We start from the raw sequence: 22462 nt of genomic DNA, 5'->3' as shown, positions 1-22462 counted from the left end.
AAAACGGGAATAAGAGTAAAGTACACATTAAAATTAATAACGCCGGCATTAGCCGGCGCGCATAACATCTGGCCCGTCTTTTACCAGGTCAATTGCCGGTGGTCAGGGATTATCCACCATAAGATCTTCCATCTCCATGTCTTCATCAACCTGGCACCAGATAAGCATGTCAGGGTATTCCTTTTTTGCCTTGAAGACCAAAGAAAAAGCGTCCTGGAAAAAACGTATGCTCACCAGCGTTAGTTCCGCCGCCAGCCCGTCATAATCCTGCTGGCCGGGTTTGTAACCGGAGCCGGTATAGGCGGAATCGGTCAGTTCCAGGCTCATATTCCGTTTCAGCTCATCCAGTTTTTCTTTTGTCAGTTTCCCGATCCAGGTTTCCGATGCGGAGATCAGTTCAGAATAATCTTCCATTACGGCGCCATCTTCTTCCAGGTCGAACTCCACTGTAATATTGCCGGTTACCTGGGATTCGTAGTTGCCTATTACTATATCATCTTCGGTCTTTAAATTTTCAAATTTGTTCATCTTATTTTGTTTGAAATAAATGACGCCTGGCCTGGCAAAGCTGGTTATTCCCTGTAAAATTACTACATCTGTCCATTAGCCGCAAACAGTTCATGTTAATATAAACATTGAAATCCTGGTCTGTAATATTACATCGCAATATGGCGGTTCCTGACGATTTTAATGCCTTCCGTTTTCACCGTTCGCCAAAGATGGATTTCATAAAAATCATCCCCGTCAAGCCCATCCTCACTTAGTTTGTCCAGATGTCCATAGTATATCCTGGCCCGGTAAATGCCATTTTCAAGCGCTATTCTTTTGGCGTCCGGAAAATAATCGGTACATCCTGCAATTACAATTTTCCCGGAGCTGACTTCTAAGTCACATTCATTTATTTGCCCGATTACATTATCCATGCCTGTTTTAAATGCCGGCTCAGCATCAAATACTTTGACCGTTACGGGAACATCCATATTCCTGACGGTTCCGATCCCGATTGTACCTTCAGCCACTGCCAACAGCCGCTGTGTGGCCTCTTCCGTCCATTTGTCACTTAGATCGCCCTCAGCATTTTCATCCTGTATATAGAATTGAAAATAGTCTGCAAAAAGCATCAGTTTAGTTTCATGGATTATCATTTGACTTTTTTTTAGTCTATACCATACATTATATCTAAATGTAGAAAAATTGCCGGACTCTGATTTTGTTTACTTTTATGCATATGAACAGCTGGCAACTTACTCCTGAAAAAGAAGCGCGGTTGACGGAGATCGTTAACGACCTGCGGCAGTTCCCGTTCGTCAAAGCCCTTGTACTAGGCGGCTCCCGGGCTGCAGGCGGAGCTGCGGCCGGTTCGGATATTGATATCGGGATCTATTATATTGGAAACGAGCCGCTCAACGTTCCCGAGATCCGGGCCATTGCCGCAAAGTACGACCCTGATGGAGCGTCCACCGTTACCGGGCCGTACGAATGGGGGCCCTGGGTGAATGGCGGCGCGTGGCTCCGCACTTCAGCGGGCAATGTTGATTTCATCTACCGTAATATTTCCCAGGTGGAGAAGGTGATCGCGGAGGCTCATGCGGGCATATGGGGAAACGATTTTGAACAGCAGCCTCCTTACGGCTTTTCGTCAACGATCTACCTCGCGGAGACGCGTTATTGTATTCCCCTCTACGATCCGGAGGGCATTGTTGCCCGGTTAAAAGAGAAAGTAACGGATTATCCCCCGGCACTGAAGCGGACCATCATCCGGCAAGCCTTGTGGGCGGCTGAATTCACCCTGCTGCAATTGCCGTCGTTTGCCCGGAAGCATGATGTTTACAGTACTGCCGGCTGCCTCACCCGCTCGGTGAAAAACATCGTCAGCGCGCTGGCGGCGATCAATGAGATCTACCTGTTGGGGGATAAACGGGCGATTACAATACTGTCTCAGCAAGCTAAAGTACCTGCTGGTTTCGCCCAGGCTGTGACGGACATTCTCACTATCCGGCCGGAGGACCTTGATGCGAATATCACAAAGCTCAGGTCATTGTTCGAATCTGCCTGTGAGCTGGCGGAAGGGGCTTATGCGCCGATGTTCCAATTCAACAAATAACAGAGGAGCAGGGCTAATAATTCATTAATGATGAATACACGAAAGCCGCCCATATGGGCGGCTTTCGTGTATAGGGTCAGAAGTATTTCTATTGCTTCGCCGCCTCGCGGATCGCTTTAAACAGTGCTTTGAAGGCGGTTACATTCTGCTTCGCCAGCGGGCGGTATTCACCGCGGCCGTAATAGGCGTCTATGAATTCTTTGGAATTGAACCACATGGTTTCGAAAACGCCCTGCATGCGCTGGCCCAGCGGCAGGGCCCATTCAGCGCGGGTGGCGTCTTTCCGGATGTGAAGCACCTGCTTCAGCTGGTCCAGGGCCACACCGGTATCTGAGCAGGGGCTTGCCAGCACGTTAAAGCCCTTCAGCGCAAAGTATCCCGGGGTGGGGGGCGCGCTTTCGTATTTCCAGTCGGTGATCACGATGTCTTTGGAGATCCGGTCGATGGCGCGGTGCGTATCATTCATACTGGCCTGCCAGGCGAGGAGGTTCGTCGTTTTCCCGTCGATGAGGCGGTCGCTCCACATCCACATCTGCACGCCCTTTTGCTGCAGGTGCGCATGCAGCTTGTTTACATATTCGGCGAAGATCTCCGAGCGGTCGCCTCCGCCGCAGCGGGGGCATTTATCGTAACCGATGATCCATACTTCGTCCAGCCCGACGTGCAGCGCGTCCGCCTCGAACGCAGCCGTCAGCTCGTCCATCATGGGAAAGAAGACCTTCAGCAGATCGGGGTGCCGGGGGCAGATGCTCTTGCTGTAGAAATCGAACATGCCGCCGTTTTTCCAGGGCACGGGCGGGTTGTAGTCCGGCGATTCGTCGAACTGGGGATAGGCTTTCAGCAGCGGCCCCATCTCGCTTTGCTCGGACTGGTGAGCCATGAGGTTCATGGTGGGGATAAGGCGGATCTTCGCCTCCCTGGCGGCTTTCACGATCTGCTTCACATCGCTTTCCGACAGCGCGTTCTTCTCCGCCACTTCCGGGTGCGATTTGTATTGGTAACCATATTCGATGCGGATGGCCAGGGTGTTGACGCCTTCCTTCGGCAGCGCATTTCTAACAAACTCGCAGAACACGCCAACGTCCTGTTTGGCCGGAGCGCTCATCAGCAGGCCTCTTACGGGCAATTCGTTCCATTTGTATTCCGCCTTTTGCGCCCGGGCGGGAAAGGCGGCGGCTGCCATGATGCCAACCGCCAGCCACCGTGTAGTCAAAATTTTCATCTTCATTATTCAGCAATTATTTTCCTGATCCTGTTATTACCCCTGTCCAGCACGTATACGGCGCCATCCGCCCCTGCGGTAACGCCGGTGGGCGCGTTGAAGAGCGCTGCAGACCCGGCGCCGTCCGCAAATCCGGCGGTGCTGCCGCCGGTGAAGGTGCTCACTTCCCAGGTGCCGGTCTTCACGAAACGGATGCACTGGTTAGTGTTGGTCGGCGAGCCGTCCCAGGTGCCGTTGCCGGCGATGTAGAGGTTGTCGTTCCTGTCGGTAGCGATGCTCCAGGGCAGGTCGAACTTCGCGGCGTTCGCGGGCCCGTTGACGAGGCCTGCCTGGCCCGGGATGCCGATGGTAACGCCGGCCGCCCAGGTATCCGCTTTATACTGGCGGATGACGTGGCTGCCGTTCACGACCACATAGAGATCGCCTTTGCTGTCTACCGCCACGTCTGACGGGTAGCTGAGGCCGGTGATGATTTTTTCGGCGGCGCCATTGCCCGGGTTTACGCGGTATACGCTGCCATTGGCGCCTGCATCGCAGTAATAGAGCATGCCGTTCCGCCGGTCGATGCCCAGCCCCCAGGCCTCGAACCAACCGATCAGCGAAGTAGTGCCGTCTGCCGTCACTTTGCGGATCGTCCATGCGGCGGGGTCGGAAACGTAGATCACGCCATTGCCGGCCGCCACTACGTCGAAGGGCATGAAGAATTCCGCTTCGGATGCGGGGCCTTCCTTGTAGCCGTTGTTGCCGTTGCCGGTGAGCGTGGTCACCGTGCCGTCCGGCGCGATCTTGCGCACGCGGCGGTTGCCGGCTTCGGGAACGTAGAGGAACCCGTTTTCGTCGATATCGATGCCGCAACGCGCGCCGATATTGAAGGAGGCCTCAGCGCCCTTGCCGTCCGCATAGCTGGCGTTGCTGTTGCCGGCGAGCGTGGTTACGATGGTGGAGGTTTGGTATGCGAAATCCGTTTGACTGATCCCTTTATTGCCGCGGATGTTCACTTCGATCTTTCCCGTTCCGGCTTTGGGAGGGATGGTGATGAGGATGCGGTCGTCCACCATGCCGGCTACGAATGCGGGCACGCCATTTACGGTTACGGATACGCCGGAAGTGTCTTTGGTGAAATTGTTGCCGTAGATGAGCACTTCCACGCCGGCGCCGCCGGTTGCGGGCGTAAATTTCTCAATCACCACCGGCGCGCCGGGATCGTGCTCCAGGCCTTTTTCTTTTTTGCAGCCGGCGGATGCGATGAGTGTCAGCGCGGCCATCAGGCTGAATATGCTATGTTTCATGCTGGTTGTCTGTTTTGATTGTTTTACCATCCCTTGTTTTGCCTGAATTCGGTGTTGCGGCCGGCTACCTTGTCGATCTCGCTTTGCGGAACAGGCAGCCAGTAATCGCGGTCCTGGCTGGCGTTGAAGATGCGTTTTTCCACCACGGGGTATTCGTACGTCACGTTGCCGGTACCGGTCACTTTTACGCCGTGCACTTCGCGGTTATCCACGATATGCGCGATGCGCCAGCGGCGCACGTCCCAGAAGCGGTGGTCTTCCAGCGCCAGCTCCACCCTTCTTTCGTTGCGGATCTTTGCGCGCCTGTCTTCCTTCGAAGCGCCGTTATATTCAGGCATGTCCACGCGGCGGCGTACGGCGTTGACAGCGGCGTTCACCTCCGCGGCAGGGCCGTTGGCTTCGTTCAGCGCTTCGGCGTAGTTGAGATACAGCTCCGCCAGGCGGATGAGCACCCACTTGCGGTCGGTAGCTCCGGTGAGGTTAAAGAGGTTCACGTTTTCAAGGAGATATTTGCGCGGCCAGTAATTGGTGATCACCTGCCCGGGCCGCGGTGCGTCCGCATCGTTGGGGTCCAGCGCGCGGCCTTTCCAGATGGCGCCGGGATAGAGGATGGTGGCGTAGAAGCGCGGATCGCGGTTCAGGTAGGGACGTTGCGGATTGTATCCTGATGCGGGGTCGGAAATGGGCAGGCCGGTTGCTTTCATCTCGTAATCGTCCACCAGTTCCTGCAGGGGATTGATGTTGCCGTAACCGCCCGCGCCGCGCGGGTTCATCTCCTGGTCGATGCCGCCGTCGCGGTAGGCGCCGGGCGCCGGGCGGCTCCATATTACTTCCCGGCTGAAATATTGGGTAAAGGCGTCGTTGTAATTGGCGTTGAGAACATAACCGTTGCTCAGCGCAGTGTCCAGCGCGGCGCGGCAGGCTTCCGCAGCAGCAGCCCAGCGGTCTTGCGCGTTGCCGGGGTTGAAGAGGGGGCTGGCATTGTACAGGAGCAGCCTTCCTTTCAGCGCCAGCGCAATGGCCTTGCTGGCGCGGCCCCAGTTGTTGGGGCGGCCGGAGTAGCTGGCGGGCAGCAGGGCTGCGGCTTCGTCGAGGTCTTTTACGATGGCCTGCACCACTTCCTGGATGGTGTTGCGTTTATAGTAGATGTCGTCCGGGTTGTCGAAAGGGTTTTGCACTTGCGTGAGCAGCGGCACATCGCCCCAGCGGATCACCAGCTGGAAGTAATAGTATGCACGCAGCAGCAGCACTTCGCCGCGCAGGCGCGCCTTGCGTTCCGGGTAGTTCGGGTCGTTGGGGATGATGTTGTAGTTGGAGAGGAAGAGGTTGCAGGAGCGGATCTTGCCGTAGAACTCCCCCCACTGGCCCTGCATCGGGAAGGCTGAAGGGCTCATGGACGAGTTGTTGAAGCTGCCTGCGTCAGGGCTGAGCGCCGATGCGTCGATGGACTGGTTGGTTTCGTCCGTGGCGCTGCTGAGCATCCAGGCCCCGCCGGGTTTGAAGATATTGGGGAGGCTCTGGTAGATGACGTTCACGAATTTTTCGGCGTTCTCGATATTCCTGAACACTTCCTGCTCGGTGATCTTGTCGCTGGGCTTCCGGTCCAGGAAATTTTTGTTGCATGCGAAAAGAACGGGCAGCAACAGCCAGATGGATCGTTTCGTAATGCTGGTTATTTTCATGGTGCTCGTTTAAAGGTTGATGGTAATGCCGGCGTTGTATACGCGCATGATGGGATAAGGCTGCCAGCCCCAGCGGTCGCCGGTGTTGGATTCCGGGTCGATGCCGAGTTCACGCACATTGTCCCAGCTGATGAGGTTCATGCCGTTCACATAAATGCGGGCGGCTTTGATCTTCACCCTGCTCACCCAATGCCGGGGCAGGCGGTAGCCGATCTCCGCATTCTTCAGTTTCACATAATCGGTTTTGCGGACCCAGTAGCTGGAATTGATGAAGTTGTTGCCCATGTTGCTTTCGGAATAGTGCAGGGCGGGGAAGGTGGCGTTGGCGGCGTTCTCCGGCGTCCAGCGGCCTTCGTGGATGGGGCGGTAGCTTTCGCGGTAGTTCCATACCAGCTGGGCGGAATAGATCTGCCGGCCGCCGAGGGCGCCCTGGAAGAGAACGCTCACGTCCAGCCCCTTGTAATCGATCCCGAACGTAGCGCCGAAGTAGCTGGTAGGCACATTTAGCATGGGCATCATCACGCGGTCGGCCTCGTTGATCACGCCGTCTTCCACAACGTCTTTATACTTGATATCCCCGGGGATCAGCGGCGCAAAGTTCTGCTTCGCGTGTTTGGCGATCTCTTCCTGCGACTGGAACAATCCTTCCGCCAGGTATCCCAATCCGTAGCCAATGGGCAGGCCGGTGATGCTTTGATGCGCGTATTCCAGCTTCGGCTCGTCCATTTCCAGGATCTTATTTTTCACGAACTGGTAATTGATCTTCGTGAAGATGCCCACGCGGCCCGCATCCATGCTCACAAACAGGTCGCCCTCGATACCGCGGTTCACGATGCGGCCGCGGTTGCGGTTGATGTCTGCCGTGATGCCGAGGTAGGCGGGGATGGTGCCGGCGGAGGTAAGGATGTCTTTGCGCAGCTCGCGGAAGATGTCCACGTTGAACTTGATGCGGTCTTTGAGGAAACCGGTTTCGAAGCCCAGGTTGGTTTTGGATGCCTTTTCCCAGGTGATGGCCGTGTTGCCGATGCGGCTTTCGTAATAGCCGCCCACGCTGGTGGCCACGCTGCCGAAGGTGAAGCCGTCTGTACGCGAGTAGTCGGACATATACAGCCAGCGCCCGCCGCCGATCTGGTCGTTGCCCACGTAGCCATGCGAGAAGCGGGCCTTCAGGAAGCTGAGGGCGCCGTTTTTGGGCATGAAGCTTTCGTTGCTGATCATCCACGCGGCGGAAACGGCGGGGAAGAAACCGTAACGATTGTCTGCCGGGAAGTTCTCCGACCCGTTGTAACCTGCGTTGAACTCGAGGTAATACTTTTTATCGTAGTTGTAAGTCACCCGGCCCACATACCCTTCATACACGCGGGGAAGGTCGCCGGATTGGGAGCGGTAATTGCGGTTGAAGAGCAAAAGCCCGCCCAGCGAGTGCTTCCCGAAATCGCGGTCGTACATCAGTTTCAGGTCGTAATAGTAATAGCGCTGCCCGCTGCTGAAGCCGGAACGTTGCAGGCTGGTGGCGGTACGGTGCTGGAAGTATTCGCCGTCATGCGTGCCGGGCTTTGATTTGTAGCGGTAGGAATCAAACTCCTGGTCGAATGCCACGTTGATGTCGCCGAAATTCTCGAAGGTGAACAGGCCCTTCGCCTTAAGCCCCGGCGTAATGAAATCCAGCTTGCGGGTGAGCGCCACCGAACCGCTGGTGCTGTGCCAGTAAGCGTCCAGGTAGCCGTTGCGGGTGAGCACGCCGTAGAGGTTGTAAAAATCCTCGCGCATGTTGCCCGAGGCGATGCTGCCGTCAGGATTTTTGACGGGCGTGAGGTGGTTGGTCATCTGCGACAGCAGCACCCAGTACATCTCGTGGCCCGCACGGTCCGCCGAGGGGCTGGTGCGGTTTTCAAGGCGGGAGGCGAGATCTACCTGCAGGTCGGTGTTTTTATCAAGCGTGATGTCGATGTTGGAGCGGAAGTTGAACCGGTCGTATTTGTATTTGATGCCGTAGATGTTTTCGTTGGCGTGCTTGTAAAGTGGCTCCTGGCGGAGGTAGGAGCCGGACACGAAGTAACGCACGTATTTGGAGCCGCCGTTGATATTCACGTTCAGCGTTTTCTGCGGCGAGAAGTCGCGCACCATTTCCGTATACCAGTCGGTGTTGGGATAATCGTAGGGTTTGAGGCCGGTGCGGAAATATTCCAGTTCCTGTTCGCTCCAGCGGGGCGCCATGCCGTCGTTTCGGGCCGCTTCGTTCTGCAGGAGGCCGGAGCGGTAGGAGTCCAGGAAGCGGGGGAAGGTAACGGGCTGCTGCATGGCGGTCTGCGCATTGATCTGGATATTGGGCGGCCCTTCCTGGCCACGGCGCGTGGTGACCAGCACGATGCCGTTGGCGCCCTGGATGCCGTAAAGAGCGGTGGCCGAGGCGTCTTTCAGGATGGAAACGGATTCGATCTCATTAGCGTCCAGCTGGCCGAGGTCCGCGTTGCCGCGGGGCAGGCCGTCGATCACAACCAGCGGGCTGGTGGAGCCGGTGGTGTTGATGCCGCGGATGAAGAGCTGCGAGTAGTCGGAGCCCGGCCGCCCGCTGTGCTGCACCGTGATGAGGCCGGGGAGCCGGCCTGCGAGGGCGTTGGTGAGGTTGGCCACGGGGCTTTGCTTCAGCTCTTTGGTCTGAATGCTGCTGATGGCGCCCGTGATGCTCTGGCGCACCTGCTTCTGCCCGTAACCCAGCACCACCACTTCATTCAGCCCGGAGCTGGAAGGTTTGAGCACAATGTTGGGGAGCTGTGTTCTGCCGTTCACCGGCACTTCCTGCGGCTCGAAACCGATGTAGGAAACGAGCAGCACGCCGCCGGGCGGGACGCTGAGGGTGAAATTACCCCGTTCGTCGGTAGCCGTGCCCTGGCTGGTGCCTTTGAGCTGGATGCTGACGCCGATCAATTCCGTCTGCTCGGCGGAGAGCACCTTACCGCGGACTGTGATCTTTTCTTCCTGTCTGGGGGTAATGACCACCAGCCCGTCGTCCAGGATGCGGTAGGTGAAGGGCCGGTCCTGGAGGATGCGGTCGAGCACGGCGGGCAGGGTGGCATTGTTGAAATGGACGTCCACCTTTTCCGCGGCGGGAAAGCTTTTGACGTTATACAGGAAGCGGTAGGAGCTTTTCGTTTCGATCCACTCCAGCAGCTGCTTCAGTTCGATCTGCCGGCTTTCTATGGAAAACCGGTTCTGCGAATATCCCACGGCCGCCTGCAGCTGCAGCACTGTTACGGTCATGAGGATGAGGCATAGCTTCATAATGCGTAATGTTTTTCGCAAGCAATACTTTGGTGATGCTGGTTTTAAACGCAGCGTTTTTTTCATACATTTGGATTGAGTGTTAGACAAATTGAAACAAATGATTTCCCGCACGGAATACCTGTTTCATTCCATGTTTAGCATCAAAAGGGTAGTGTGACGGCACTATCCTTTTTTCTTTAATAGCGGCGGGAGAGCGCCTAGCCCGGTGTGGTGAAAAGTGTGAATCGTTCCATGCTGTTTTGTTGGTTGACTTATTGCTGAATAATGACAGTATCTCCTCTCATGTCGTACGTGAAATTTGCGATGAGTTGCAGGGCTTTGAGGGCCTGCGTGATATCTTCCTTCCGGAACTCGCCGGAAAAACGGTTGTCGTTGAGCGTAGCGTCGGCGATGATGATTCGTTTGTTATACCACCGTTCCATGGTTTTGGCCAGCTCGGCAAACGATTGGTCGCGGAATTGCAGCCGGCCTTTGCGCCAGAGCGTTTCGGAGGCGATGGTGTCCTTTGTTGGGGTGTTGTATTGCAATTGTGCGTAGAAGTCGCCCCAGTCGCTGCCTGCCGCACCGGCGGTATTTTTCCGGGTAAGGAGGAGCTTCTGGCCAGGCGCGAGCAGCTGCCTGCGGGTGGGGGCGTTACGGAGCGATACCGCTACTTTGCCGTCTACCAGTGTCGTTTCCAGCTGGGCGTCTTCGTCGTAGGCTTTGAGGTTGAAGGAGGTGCCGAGCACCTGCACGGAGAGGTCCTGCGTTTGTACTTCGAAAGGGTGCTGCTGGTCTGCCGCCACTTCGAAGTAACCTTCGCCGCGGAGGCGCACCCTGCGGCCGTGGCGGGACATATTACCCATGTATTCCAGGCTGCTGGCGGCGTTGAGCCACACGCGGCTGCCGTCCGGCAGCTCTACGAAGGCGCTTTCGCCTGCAGGGGCGGAGGCCGTGAGCATGGCGGCGGGGCGGGTAACGATCCACAATGCAGCGGCCCCGGCAATGAGAAGAACTGCCGCTGCCACCGCGGCTTTCCACCAGCGAAGGCGGCGCAGGGGAGTGGCCGGTGCCATTTCGCCTTCCCCCTGCAAACGGGCGGTGATACCGGTGTACACGGCGGCAAGCCTGGGTGTGGGATCGTGGGCGGTGTTCCCGAAAGGGGATTCGTACCGCTCGAGCCAGCTTTCCAGGGCCTGTTTTTCCTCCGGTGTGCAGGCGTTGCCGAGGTATTTATCCAGCAGCTGCAGCAGTTGTTGGTCGTTCATTACATGGGCTTGTGTAAGGATAAGACACGGCACCGGAACCGCACCCTACCGCTTCCTGCCAAAAAACCTGAATTTTCTGCTATTTTTACCGCCGATGGGATATACCGCACTGTCTGATAAGCAACTGGTGGCATTGCTGGCCGGCAACGATGCACGCGCGTTCGAGACGCTGTACCAGCGCCATGCCGGGGCGATGTATGCCTATGCTTACAAAAAAGTGCCTGTGCCGGCCATCGTAGAGGATCTTTTGCAGGAGGTGTTCACCAATATTTACCGCCGCCGCGCGGAGCTGGCGCATATCGACAACGTTGCCGCCTACCTCTACAACGCTCTCCGCAACCGGATCTTCAACGAGCTGCGCAATTCCCTGCTGCATGAGCAGCACCACCAGCAAATGCCCGCAGGGCAACCTGCCGGCATCCATATCAACTACGACCTCCGCGAACTGGAGAAAGCCTTCGCCGCGGCGCTGGACAAGCTGACGGAGCGCAGCCGGGAAATATTCCTGCTGTCCCGGCGCGACCATCTCACCTATAAAGAGATCGCCGAGAAGCTGGGTATCTCCGTCAAAGCCGTGGAAAAACACATGAGCCGCACCCTCGGCATGATGCGCGAAGAGCTGAAGGAGTTTGGGGTGTTAGGAGCGGTGGTGGCGGCTTCTGGGGTTATGTTGTAATGCCTTGTGTTAATATAAAAGCTTCTGGCCCTCCCAGCCGGTACTCCGCAGGAATTGTTCCCAATTCAGGCTACCCTGGTTTACCCGGCGGCTCCACAGCAGATCACGGTCTTTGCCGAAATATCCATACTCAACTGCATACTCCACCATCCCCAGGATCTCACTCACTAAAAGTTCGTTTGAACCGAACTCCGGGAAATGACGGAGCATATCTTCCCTCGTGAATGCGGAAGTATAGACTGCCTTTTTACCCGTGACCTCAACAAAAGTATCCACCATTTCCCGGGGGGAGATAATATCGCCGATTACCGGCAGGGACTTACCGGCATACAGACCCGGGTTTGAAAGAATCTCCAAAACAGCCGGCCCGGTAGCAGTAAGAGGATCGACAAACGGCGCATGGAAGTCCTTTGGCAAATAAACAGGGAATACAAGCGTTTCGCCTTCTATACGGGGAGGATAAAACTCCATCAGGTTGGTATAAAAAAAAGCCATATAGATAAAGGAACTTGTAATTGGAAGCGTACGAATATATTCTTCGATCCTGGCCTTATCCGTAAAATGCGGAGCAAACTTTTTCCCTTCCGTAATTTTATCTACATTTTCTAAAGCGCTGAAGATAATATGCTGAACCCCTGCTTCAACGGCCGCGTCTGCCAACTGTTTACCCAGTTCCATCTCGTGAGTGTGCGGGGGGACAATAGCGGGCGTGATCATAAAAATACTGTCTGAACCCCGGAACGCTTCCGTGAATTCTTTTTTATATCCCAGGTTGAGTGGCAGATTCACGAGTTCTGCTCCCTGTTCGGCCAAACTAACTGCCTCCGGGGAATCAATGCGCCGGGTAATACCGCGTACACGATAACGCCCGCTTTGTAAAAGAGTATGTGCAACGCTGCGTCCCTGCTTGCCTAATACCCCAACAATGGTAATGAGCGGTTTATCTTCTTGTCTCATAGCTTCGTTTGTTTTAAAATCCGCTGTCATTTTTTATATAATATTTAAGTGAATTTTTTATACTAAAAAGATTATAGTTGCAAAACTAATTTTAGCGCAATAGATTTGCAATAACTATCCAAACAGATAGGTTAAAAGTTGTGTATGAAAACAGAATGCAGCGGTGATTATGTAATGCTGAAAGGGAAGATTTACCCTTGTACGGTGAGCCTTACCATGGATTTGGTGGGCGGAAAATGGAAAGCGGTCATTCTTTACCATTTAAAGGACGAAGCAAAAAGATACAATGAACTTCGCAAAGAAATGCCTTCCGTTACTGAAATGACGTTGAGCCTGCAGTTGAAACAATTAGAGAGAGACGGCCTGGTATTAAGAAAAGTTTACGGGAAGAAGCCGCCCGTCAAAGTTATTTACAGCTTAACCGATTTTGGCAAAACATTCATCCCTGTTTTGGAGGCAATTACAGCATGGGGTAATCAGGTTGTTGAGGAGAAAGGTGAGTTTGTTAACCGGCGCGTATAACATAGGGCCTTTCCCTGCCAGATCGATTGCAGCAATCAGGGATTGTCTGCCATAAGATATTTAATCTCCAGGCCTCCACCGGCCTTGCGTTTATTTCCATCCCCGATGGCGGTATGCCGCCGCCTGCGTGTCTTATCCCTGAGGCGTCCTGCCCATTCCACCGCCCGGCTCCGTGAACTGATACAATACAATACCCGCAGGACCGGCCCAATAACGCATCTGTCATATAGCACCCGTGAAGTACCTGCCGGCGCCCGGCGGGTTGCCCTCTGTTTGTTCATGATTCACCAATAAATACCTGTTATGAAAAAACAAACCCTTTCCACGCTGTGCTGCCTGCTCCTAATGGCCGCCTGCCGGCAGCCGCTGACGGACGACCCCGTTACCCTGGACGGCGCAAAACTATCCGTAGCCCTGCTGGCCGTGCCCGATTACGCCACGGTGACCATCACCAATGTTAAAAGCGGCAAATACCTGGAAACAGGCGGCAGCCCTACGCTCAACGAGAAATTCAAAGACAATGCGCAACTGCAGCAGTGGCAATTTTCCGGCCCCGCGGGGCAGATGGATAACTGGCAGAAATGGCACGTGATCTACCAAACCACCGCCGGCGGCGTAAAGTATTACCACCTCCGCAACCTCTACAGCGGCAAGCTGCTGGACGTTCCTTCCGGTACCGCTGCCAGCGGCACCATCCTGCAGCAATACACCGCATTCCCATTGCCCGCCGACCAGCAGCTCTGGCGCCTGCAGGACCTTGGCAACGGGCAGTACAAGATCTTCAATAAAGGCAACGGGCTGGCCCTGTCCGTACAGGGCGGCTCCACCGCCAACGGCGCGAAAGTGATCCAGGAAACCACGGTGAACGATACGAAGCAGCAATGGACGGTGAGCACCATTGCTGCAGATACCTGGCGCGACGATGAAGTGGTGCGCTTCTTCCACCGCAACAGCGCCAGCCTCGGCTCTTCCGCATTCGACCAGGGGAATACCATCCCGCTGACCTGGAGCGGCAACAACGGCAAGGTATTGTGGGTAACGCAGGATGCCTGGGACGGCTCGCAGGTGCAGCCCAACGGCATGTTCAACTGCGGCGCCTTCCACAGCTACAGCAACTCCGTGTTCATCCAGCCATCGAAAACGAACTGGAACCCCAACGACGCGCCGAACATGACCATTACCACCAGCACTTCCGGCAAGCCGAAGCAGATCTTCAACATCCAGCCCGGCACCGCCTGGACCTGGTCCGGCCCCGGCATAGAGATCGGCGACAAGGTGTATGTGCAATGCGGTGAAGGCAATGGCCTGAACGCAACAGGGCAGTCGCTGTACCGGCTGACGCAAAGCACCGGCACGCAGTGGATATCCGAGCGCTTCCTGCCCAACGGCTTCAGCGGCACGCCCGTGATCAATTATTCCACGGGCATGGTGAAGCCGGGCGACGGGTACGTTTATGCATTCGGGAGCGAAGGCATCAGCTTCAATTATGAAAGCTACATCCATGTAGCGCGTTTCCACGTGAATACCCCGCTGCAATGGGAGTATTACAACGGCAGCACCTGGACCGCCAGCCCCAGCCCCGGCTCCGCCGCGAAGGTGACCACCGGCAAGGGGAGCAACAGCGTGGCCTACCTCAACGGCAAGTACATTCACATGACGATGGACCAGGGCTTCAACTGCGAAACCACCCGGAACATATACATCTCCACTTCCAGCTCTCCGCTCGGGCCATTTACCACTCCCGTGAAGGTCTATACGATCCAGGAATATTTTAAAGGGCAATACGCGCGGTATTATACGCCCGTGGTGCATCCTGAGTTCGACAACGGCCGGCAGGAGCTGCTGCTGACGTATTGCCTCAACTTCTCCGGCTGCGGCCTGGAAAGCTGCGAGGGCGCCTGGCTGGACCCGTATTATTACCGGGTGAAAGCGATCAGGGTGCCGTATGGGAAGATCGGGCTGTAGGAGAGGAGCCGGGAAGAAGCGAAGGGGCTTTTTCCCGGCTAATTGAAAATTTAAATATCTTGTAGTATAAAGCTACTGATCATGAAGTTTAACCTTATTTTACCGCTCCTGCTTTTAACCACATGTTTTGTTGCATCCGGCCAGGAAAAGCAACCCGGGAAATCCCATCAGCACGACATTTCCGCGAATGAAAAAGGCTTGATTAAGATTTCCATCATGTACCCTTATGCCGAGGGTAAAACATTCAACATGGAATATTATGAAACCAAACACATGCCTATGGTGGCGGGCTTCCTGGGGCCGAACCTGGTGAAATACACCATTGAAAAAGGGCTTTCCAGCGGTATTCCCAACCAACCTTTGCCTTATATGGCTATCGGTATATTTTATGTAAAAAGCCTGAGCGAATACCAGGCAGCTATCGCTCCCAACAGGGATGCGATCCGGGCGGATTTTAAAAATTATACGGATGTTATGCCTGTGATATTGGTGAGTGAGGTGGTGAAGTGAGGCTGTGTACAATCTCGCGGCTTATTTGGCTGCAACTTCACATTATTCCCAATTGCCTGAAAACTTCCATTGTAATCTCTTTCCTGCATTTTCCGAAATCCGGGTTCGGCACGCTTCTATCCTTTATCAACCTTGTCGCGAAGAAATAAACATTTTCCCCGCGCTCCACATAACCGACCCACCACCCGGTGTCTTTACCATGGTCCCTGGTCCATCCTGTTTTTGCCCTTAATGTATAATCCGACGTTTTTTGCTCGATCATCATATTCTTGAGTATCTTAAAGGACTCTTTCCTGAAGGGCAGGGATTCTTCATATACGCCGATTAATACTTCGATCTGATTCACAGGCGAGATAGCGAAATTCCCGAAATTCCAAAAATCGGCATCATTTACGGAAAGGTCCACATTGCCGTATTTACTGGCAGTCAGGTAATCTTTATATTTGGGTTTACCTATTTTCTTTGCCAGTTCCACATACGCCCAGCCGGCTGAAGTCTTGAACGCTTCTTTCATACTGATGTCATGATAAATATCCGGGCGATATCCATATTTGACGGTATCTGTCCATCCGGGCCATTGAATGATCTGATCTTCATTCGTGATCACACCCGATTCAAGCGCAATCAGGGTATTTATTATTTTGAAGGTCGATGCCGGCAGGGTAGGCATATGACTGTCGTTAATATCGCTTGATATCCACTTTTTTTCCTTGTAGTCAAACAATGTGATGCTGCCCTTAATTTTGCAATCTTCAAATGGTTGGGCAAGATTGATCTGTCCGGCAGACCGGATAGCTGCCATGCTGAACAAAATGAGGAATACGAGTTGTTTTATCATAGCCGTAAAAGATACGAATTGAATTTTTTCTAAACGGTTGTGATTGACGAATTTACCGGATAACATTCAACCGGCTGATCAATTCCCCATAGAATTTCTTTGAGACCGGCAAAGAAAGCCCGCCGATCTTCACCACATCCTTTTCCACTTCTTCCAGGTGATGCAACGACACTGCATAGGACTTGTGAATCCTTACAAAAAGGTTGTCCGGCAGCAGGCTTAGCGTCCTGTCAAGCGTAGCGCGGACCTGGTAGGAATATTCCTGTGCAAGGAACCTGAGGTAGTTGTCTTCAGATTTCAGCACCATGATCTCGTTCAGGTTAATTTTCACGTATTTGCGGTCATCCCAGATAAAAAACGGCTGGTTTATCATAACGCATAAAATTGGGTGTTAAACTTTGCGCTTAAACGGGTTGCGCTCAAATGTAACGAAAAAACCGTTTCCCAAAACCTGCTGGCATCTTCCTGCCATCCTCCTGTCATCCTCCAACGGTGTTCAATGCCTGCAAGGGTTTGCAGGTGCTTGGCAGGAGGATGGCAGGAGGATGGCCACCGGAAAATACGTCTTACCCCAGGTTTACCGCAATCAGCCCCCAACACGCTGCTGCTTACGCCACATATTCTGCCGCCGGGTTTTCCTTCGGGATACCTTTGTATTGTTGATCGTCACAAAGGGAGCATCGCTCAGGCATACGGGGAGGAGCGACTCCGGAAACCTTCTCCCGGCGTGGCGTCAGCAGGCATCAAACAATTTTTTCTAACCTTTTAAAAACAAAAAGTATGGCTAAAATAAACGAAAACCTCCTGGTAAAAGGAGCCAGGGGCAATGTAGGTAAACAGTTTGTTTACCGCAAACACGGGAACGACACCATGATCGTCAGAATGCCCCGCATGAACAAGAACGCAGGCAGCACGGACGGGCAGCAGTCTACCCGCGAGCAATTCACATCTGCTGCCATGTATGCCCAGGGCGCCGTTAAAAACGCTGAATTGAAAAAAGAATACCAGAAGAAGGCGCCCCCTGGAAAAACCGCCTATAACATGGCCTTGCGCGACTACCTGAAAGCGCCTGTAGTGAAGAAGATCAATACTGATCAGTACAAGGCGGTGGCCGGTTCAACGGTCGTCATTCACGCAAAAGACGACTTCAGGGTAGTGGCCGTGAAGGTGAGCATTTACCTGGCTGCAACCGGCAACCTGCTGGAAGAGGGAAACGCCGTCCTGGACCCCATCAACCGGGAACGGTGGATCTACACCGCCACGCAGGCTCCCGCCGCCGGGGAAGCGTTGAAAATCGTAGGTACGGCTACCGACCTTCCGGGGAATGAAGCGGTGCTTGAGGTTGCGATACCTTAACCAGGAATACAAAATGCCGTGTGGATCATTTGATCTGCGCGGCTTTTGTTTTGTAAACTTTGAATTTTAAGTCTTTGGTTACAGATCAAAATGAGAAGCTGCAATTGCCTTAGGGAGTAAACAGCTTCCAATGCCCCTCGGAGACGACTTCGACGGTGCCATCAATTACTTTAATGGCGGTCTGGTCGTCAATCGCATATGACGGCACCGGTATCGTAGCGGCTAACTTTTTTAAGTTAGCCAGGGAATTCTCTGGAAACCATTCATGATCCAGGTGGGGATGCAGTGCAAAATTAACCAGGCTCAGCGATTTCCCGCCTTCGGCTGGCAGCATATGGCCACCATAGGTCGTTCCAAAGCTGGTCATCACCATACTCCCGGCACTAAGGCCCATATAAACCATCTTCTCCAGTAGCGATGGCAAGAGGTCTCTCAGTCCGGACTGCTGCATCCAATAGCACAGGTACTGGCAGTCGCCGCCTCCGACCAGCAAGGCGTCTGTCTCCCGGAGCATCGGAACCCATAGCTCCTGTTTGATGCTGGGCAATGCGGTAAGTTCCAGCACTCCCAGTGACTTCCAGCCCAATTCGCAGAATGGATCACCCAGTGAGCCGCAAATCACCCCTCGTGCTATGCCAGCGCCCTTGGGTATGGCGTATATCGCAGTGGGAATAAAAAGGGCGCTTGCCGCGGCAACCGGTTTGCCCAGGAGTTCAACCAGTGCATTGTGAATGCTTGCGTTGCTGATGCCGGCGGAAGTGAGGAGAAGCTTCATGGTTTTTTTATTGAAGTACAAATCTCGCCGGTAAATGCGGTGTGTTTGCGGTGGGGATGTGACAATTTTGATGGGGGAATGGGACAGGAACACCATTCGCCGGTACGGGCCTGGTGTATACGGCAGGAATATAAATATCGCTTAGATCTTCACCAATTGTACGGATGCTACCTTACCGTTCTTTCCGTACAACGTCAGCATGTACAAGCCGGATGGAAGCTGGGATACATTCGCCCGGATATTGGTTTGATGCTTTACCGCTTGCCGCATTACCAGTTGTCCCTGGGTAGACCTGATCTCCATGAATTCCCAGTGATCACCGAGCTGTACGCCCATCACACGGATTTCACCCGCTGCGGGATTGGGATACAGGTAGATGGCATTTCCCGGCCCCGCCTGGGGACCAGGGCCAATATCCGTAACTGTATTGATACGCAATTGCAGGGTGTTGCTGACCGCGGTTGAAGTTGTTGCGCACGGGGTATTGCTGATCAGGATACACCGAATCTTTGGCGCCGCCACGGCGGGCATGTAACTTAGCGAACTGCCCGTTTCGCCTGGAATTGCCGTCCAGCCGGCCTGATCGGTGCTATCTTCCCAACGGAGCTTCGGGCCGTCACCGCCAAAGTTGACGGTTGCATTGAATTGACCGCCGGTCCTCATATCTATCAACGTTTCCCCGGTGATTTCAATGGCAGGCGTAGCGGTTGTGTTTACATTCAGGTGGTAAGAATTGGCGGCCGCATTATCTACCAGGCAACGGAATTTCGCATTGTGCAGCCTCGCTGCGATGGCAGATAAACGTAATTCCTTGGTGCGTGAATCCGCGACACCGTTTCCGTCGGCGAGGTTGCTGTAGCCGGAACCGGTATCGATCTGCCATTGATAAGCCATACCGCTGAGGTAAGCAGACAGAACCGTATCTGTGCCGGAACACAGGTAGACAACCTCTGGACCGGTTGGAAGAATGATATCATCTGCGGCGATGATCACGCCCGCGCGATTATTCTCCAGGGTATATAACGAACCGCCCAGTATCGTTTGTCCGTATTGGCTGATGGCTATCGCATTCAACTGGTTTTTCCCTTCGAGATCGGGCGCACCCTTCCAGAAATCAATGATGTTCCCCGCGGTATCCGATATACAGTAGAATGGCTGCTTCGAAGTTATACCGCTTAGGCTCGAATCGGCTATATATCCACAAACTACATACTGGCGCCGCATCGTGTTGAAGGCCTGATCTGCCACAACATAGTATTGATTTGCAGCTGGTGCGGGATGTTTGGTTTGCCAGGCCATCCGGCCGTCACTGACATCTAGTTTCATGATAAGCAGTTCGCCTTTATCGCTGCCGGCGAGGTATCCAAATTGGCCTGCAACCGAAGCTTTGTCTAATGAGACACCTTCATCCGTCGTCACCCGCCATATTAGCCGCCGGTCCGAGTAGCGTATCCGGGATACCGAAGCAAGTCGGGATTCTGTTTCCCGGCCCAACACGAGCGCGCCCATGGAATCGATCGCCGCGTTGTACCTGTGCAGTTCGTTTAAACTGATATATTCCATGGGGCCATCCTGCAGCTGGGGCTTCCCCGAGTTAACGCTATAACCATAGGGGCGTGCCGCAATCGCTCCTGAGTGGTTGATGATCGCCATTAATGAATCAGTTCCATAGGACTGCAGCACCGGCGGATACTTTCCTTCATGTGCCAAATACGACGCAGGTTGAATGCTTCCCGCGGCATTATTTTCACTGAAAGCAAAACAGTTGACGAAATCGTAATACTCCCTGTTGATTTCGACGTTCCGGAGAAAAGATGTAATGAAGATATTGCCAAACACCGCCTGCAGATCAAGCGGAGTGTGATATTCCCTGAAAGGAGCTTTTTCAGCCGCTGAAAATACCTCGTGCCCGTTGGCATCGAAGATATAAAGGTGAATCGAATCCGCCATCCGGTGATAGTCGCTCCTCACAGAAGAGGTGTCCTGAACAAAAACGGTAACACCAATCCTGTTATCTGTCGAAATGGCCATCCCCCCCGCCAGGTACTGCCGTTCACCATACATATCCCTTGACCAGAGCATTTTCCTGGTCCCCGAATGCCTTAGTTCCAGCGAAATATGCCGCCCTACCTGCTTGAGTATCGCCATTTTCGATGACTGGAACGGCAGGATTTTCTTTACTTTGCCGGGTTCCTGGTGATGAGCAATCACCCGTTCTCCCAAAACAGGATTAAAAACGTTGCCCGTATCTAGTGCTACCAGGTATCCCGACGTTGTGTCGCCCCGGTTTAGGTTACCAACATGTACCACGCGGCCGTTCATTATCCCGGTGAATAGGCCTTTACTTTCCCAGGGCTTTGCAGACGATTTGACCAGGGTCGTCTGGTACAGGATGTTGCCATCGGTATCCAGCTTCATGACCGACCAACCACCATTAGTTGACGAATATTTATATTCCGCTCCCGTTACATACGCGTTGCCCCCATCGTCTACGTCGATGCTGTTCAGCCCGACAACCCAACCCGACCCTCCATACCCGTTTTCTCCATTTACTTGATAGTTTTTATCCCAAACCAGTTTGCCGGTCGCCCTTTCAATTTTTACGATGTGAAATGCGCGGTCGTTCGTTATGTCCGGCGAATTGATGACCAAGTAGATGAACTGCTCTTTTATTTTAATATCTGCGACGTACAACGATTTGAAGTAAGAAGACTGGTATATCCATTTCGTAGAACCGTCTACCGGGTTTATACTGCCGATGAAAAATTCGCCGCCGCCATTATAATAATCGCCCCAAACGAATGTATCACCGTTTTCCATTTCGCGGAGGCCATGTAAAACGGAAGACAGGTATGCGTAAGGCGTCCGTACTTCCGCCGTCCAGCAAAGGGAATCCAACAATGGTGTAGCATACTTTTTCAGTTTGTAGTCACGCAGGAAGTACACTGCGCCGTCTAACCCATGCTCTAAATGCTCTGGCACGTCGTACTGGCCTCCAGGGATCAGTTTTCCGGCAACAAACCTCCCGGTATGTTTATCAAAACATTTATACTCCTGGATGGAGGGGTGTTCCTCGGAATAACCTATATAAGAAATATAATCTTTCGTTGAAACTGTAAACGTTTCGGGAAAATTCACCCATTCGGCGATTTTCCATACAACACGGCCTGTCTTCACATCCAATGCCAGTATAATATTTTTATTTAAATACCCGAGTAATAGGACAAACAAATAATCCTTATCCAATACCATCTTTCGTATTGAATACTGAGCAAATAAATTAGTGCCTTTAAATGACCAGGGGTCTTCGCCATCTTCTTCTTTGTTGAAAGTCCGGGACCAGATATGCTTGCCTTCGTCGTCTATCTTAACAATAGCGAATCCCGGGAATTGCCCTGGTATACTAAAAGTGGGCCCTCCTGCGTAAATATACTGCTTGCCATCGCTCACGATGTGGGAGAGGTCGGTGACCGGTTCCTTGTAACTGGTATCACTGAAAAAGCTGATATTATGTTGTGCTGAAACGTATTTGGGGCTAAATACAAGTATTACAAATATGAAGTACAGGTGCCAAAATTTCATGCCAGGTATAGATTATATGTAATTCTACGAAAAAGAATTGATGTTTTCACTAAGCGGGTCTCTCACAGCCGAAACCAGCATACTTTTATACGGCCCGGCTATGTAAATTAAAAAAACGGTATTAAATGGCATAAAGTAATAAACGCCTCACATTCCTGTGAAACTTAAGTAATCGATCAACTTCTGCTCCATCGTATTTAAGCCCAGGGCATCCTCCTTTTGCTTTAAGAAGGTATTTTACCACGTCCTTCTTGTGCGGATGTGGCATAGTATAACGTGCTATTTATAAAAGTCTGGAAGGATGTTAGTCTTTGTCACGATAAGCTTTGTATAAATAAATAACTAAGTCCAACGATTGCAAAGGAATATAGTATCTACTTTGCCCAATTAATAAGTCTGGCGCGATTTATTGTTACGTTGAAAAGCGTTCTAAAAGAAACGTAGCTGTCGAA

General features: G+C 53.2%; 18 protein-coding genes. 6 read left to right on the top strand and 12 right to left on the bottom strand.

The annotated features are described in order from the left end of the window. Positions 1 to 102 precede the first annotated feature (102 nt). Together R3I13_RS25795 and R3I13_RS25790 are read right to left on the bottom strand one after the other, a co-directional pair. A complete protein-coding gene (locus tag R3I13_RS25795) occupies positions 103 to 528 on the bottom strand; it encodes a hypothetical protein (protein WP_346320882.1) in 426 nt (141 codons plus the stop codon). A gap of 128 nt (positions 529 to 656) precedes the next feature. Then, entirely contained in the window at positions 657 to 1145 is a 489-nt protein-coding gene (locus R3I13_RS25790) for a hypothetical protein (RefSeq protein WP_346320881.1), read from the bottom strand. Positions 1146 to 1228: 83 nt separating this feature from the next. Between R3I13_RS25790 and R3I13_RS25785 the strand changes: the two genes are divergently transcribed. Next, positions 1229 to 2104, top strand: a complete 876-nt coding sequence (locus R3I13_RS25785) for a nucleotidyltransferase domain-containing protein (protein ID WP_346320880.1) — start codon at positions 1229 to 1231, stop codon at positions 2102 to 2104. An 88-nt stretch (positions 2105 to 2192) separates the two neighbouring features. Here the strand turns inward: R3I13_RS25785 and R3I13_RS25780 are convergent, their stop codons facing one another. The 5 genes from R3I13_RS25780 to R3I13_RS25760 all read right to left on the bottom strand — a co-directional run bounded on the left by R3I13_RS25780 (position 2193) and on the right by R3I13_RS25760 (position 10829). After that, positions 2193 to 3332 carry a family 20 glycosylhydrolase gene (locus tag R3I13_RS25780; RefSeq protein ID WP_346320879.1) on the bottom strand — a complete coding sequence of 380 codons (1140 nt, stop codon included), beginning with the start codon at positions 3330 to 3332 and terminating at the stop codon, positions 2193 to 2195. Further along, positions 3332 to 4615, bottom strand: coding sequence for an IPT/TIG domain-containing protein (locus R3I13_RS25775; RefSeq protein ID WP_346320878.1), 1284 nt, complete (start codon positions 4613 to 4615; stop codon positions 3332 to 3334). The genes R3I13_RS25780 and R3I13_RS25775 overlap by 1 nt, the downstream gene beginning before the upstream one ends. Before the next feature lie 23 nt (positions 4616 to 4638). After that, positions 4639 to 6297: a RagB/SusD family nutrient uptake outer membrane protein gene (locus R3I13_RS25770; RefSeq protein ID WP_346320877.1), complete on the bottom strand. Its 1659-nt coding sequence runs from the start codon at positions 6295 to 6297 to the stop codon at positions 4639 to 4641. Between the two features lie 9 nt (positions 6298 to 6306). Then, a complete protein-coding gene (locus tag R3I13_RS25765) occupies positions 6307 to 9579 on the bottom strand; it encodes a TonB-dependent receptor (RefSeq protein ID WP_346320876.1) in 3273 nt (1090 codons plus the stop codon). A gap of 254 nt (positions 9580 to 9833) precedes the next feature. After that, entirely contained in the window at positions 9834 to 10829 is a 996-nt protein-coding gene (locus R3I13_RS25760) for a FecR domain-containing protein (protein WP_346320875.1), read from the bottom strand. A 94-nt stretch (positions 10830 to 10923) separates the two neighbouring features. On the opposite strand from R3I13_RS25760, the gene R3I13_RS25755 reads away from it, so the two are divergent. After that, positions 10924 to 11505 (top strand): RNA polymerase sigma-70 factor, encoded by a 582-nt coding sequence (locus R3I13_RS25755; protein WP_346320874.1) that lies wholly within the window; start codon positions 10924 to 10926, stop codon positions 11503 to 11505. Positions 11506 to 11514: 9 nt separating this feature from the next. On the opposite strand, the gene R3I13_RS25750 is transcribed toward R3I13_RS25755, so the two are convergent. Continuing rightward, the gene (locus R3I13_RS25750) at positions 11515 to 12462 is read right to left on the bottom strand and encodes an NmrA/HSCARG family protein (RefSeq protein WP_346320873.1); all 948 of its coding nucleotides are present in this window, start codon (positions 12460 to 12462) and stop codon (positions 11515 to 11517) included. A gap of 144 nt (positions 12463 to 12606) precedes the next feature. Between R3I13_RS25750 and R3I13_RS25745 the strand changes: the two genes are divergently transcribed. The 3 genes from R3I13_RS25745 to R3I13_RS25735 all read left to right on the top strand — a co-directional run bounded on the left by R3I13_RS25745 (position 12607) and on the right by R3I13_RS25735 (position 15459). Continuing rightward, the gene (locus tag R3I13_RS25745) at positions 12607 to 12984 is read left to right on the top strand and encodes a helix-turn-helix domain-containing protein (RefSeq protein ID WP_346320872.1); all 378 of its coding nucleotides are present in this window, start codon (positions 12607 to 12609) and stop codon (positions 12982 to 12984) included. A gap of 303 nt (positions 12985 to 13287) precedes the next feature. Next, entirely contained in the window at positions 13288 to 14949 is a 1662-nt protein-coding gene (locus tag R3I13_RS25740) for an RICIN domain-containing protein (RefSeq protein WP_346320871.1), read from the top strand. An 81-nt stretch (positions 14950 to 15030) separates the two neighbouring features. Further along, positions 15031 to 15459, top strand: a complete 429-nt coding sequence (locus R3I13_RS25735) for an EthD family reductase (RefSeq protein WP_346320870.1) — start codon at positions 15031 to 15033, stop codon at positions 15457 to 15459. A 37-nt stretch (positions 15460 to 15496) separates the two neighbouring features. Here R3I13_RS25735 and R3I13_RS25730 read toward each other — a convergent pair whose 3' ends face one another. Together R3I13_RS25730 and R3I13_RS25725 are read right to left on the bottom strand one after the other, a co-directional pair. Beyond that, entirely contained in the window at positions 15497 to 16297 is an 801-nt protein-coding gene (locus R3I13_RS25730) for a penicillin-binding transpeptidase domain-containing protein (RefSeq protein ID WP_346320869.1), read from the bottom strand. Between the two features lie 52 nt (positions 16298 to 16349). Then, positions 16350 to 16670, bottom strand: a complete 321-nt coding sequence (locus R3I13_RS25725; protein ID WP_346320868.1) for a LytTR family DNA-binding domain-containing protein — start codon at positions 16668 to 16670, stop codon at positions 16350 to 16352. A gap of 407 nt (positions 16671 to 17077) precedes the next feature. On the opposite strand from R3I13_RS25725, the gene R3I13_RS25720 reads away from it, so the two are divergent. After that, the gene (locus R3I13_RS25720) at positions 17078 to 17653 is read left to right on the top strand and encodes a hypothetical protein (protein ID WP_346320867.1); all 576 of its coding nucleotides are present in this window, start codon (positions 17078 to 17080) and stop codon (positions 17651 to 17653) included. Positions 17654 to 17762: 109 nt separating this feature from the next. On the opposite strand, the gene R3I13_RS25715 is transcribed toward R3I13_RS25720, so the two are convergent. Together R3I13_RS25715 and R3I13_RS25710 are read right to left on the bottom strand one after the other, a co-directional pair. Continuing rightward, entirely contained in the window at positions 17763 to 18428 is a 666-nt protein-coding gene (locus R3I13_RS25715) for a Type 1 glutamine amidotransferase-like domain-containing protein (protein ID WP_346320866.1), read from the bottom strand. A 141-nt stretch (positions 18429 to 18569) separates the two neighbouring features. Beyond that, entirely contained in the window at positions 18570 to 22010 is a 3441-nt protein-coding gene (locus tag R3I13_RS25710) for a T9SS type A sorting domain-containing protein (RefSeq protein ID WP_346320865.1), read from the bottom strand. Between the last annotated feature and the right edge of the window lie 452 nt (positions 22011 to 22462).

The organism is Chitinophaga sp. YIM B06452 (assembly GCF_039655965.1).
GTDB lineage: Bacteria > Bacteroidota > Bacteroidia > Chitinophagales > Chitinophagaceae > Chitinophaga.
Note: the sequence above shows the minus strand (reverse complement) of the source record. Positions and strands in the feature narration are given on the sequence as shown.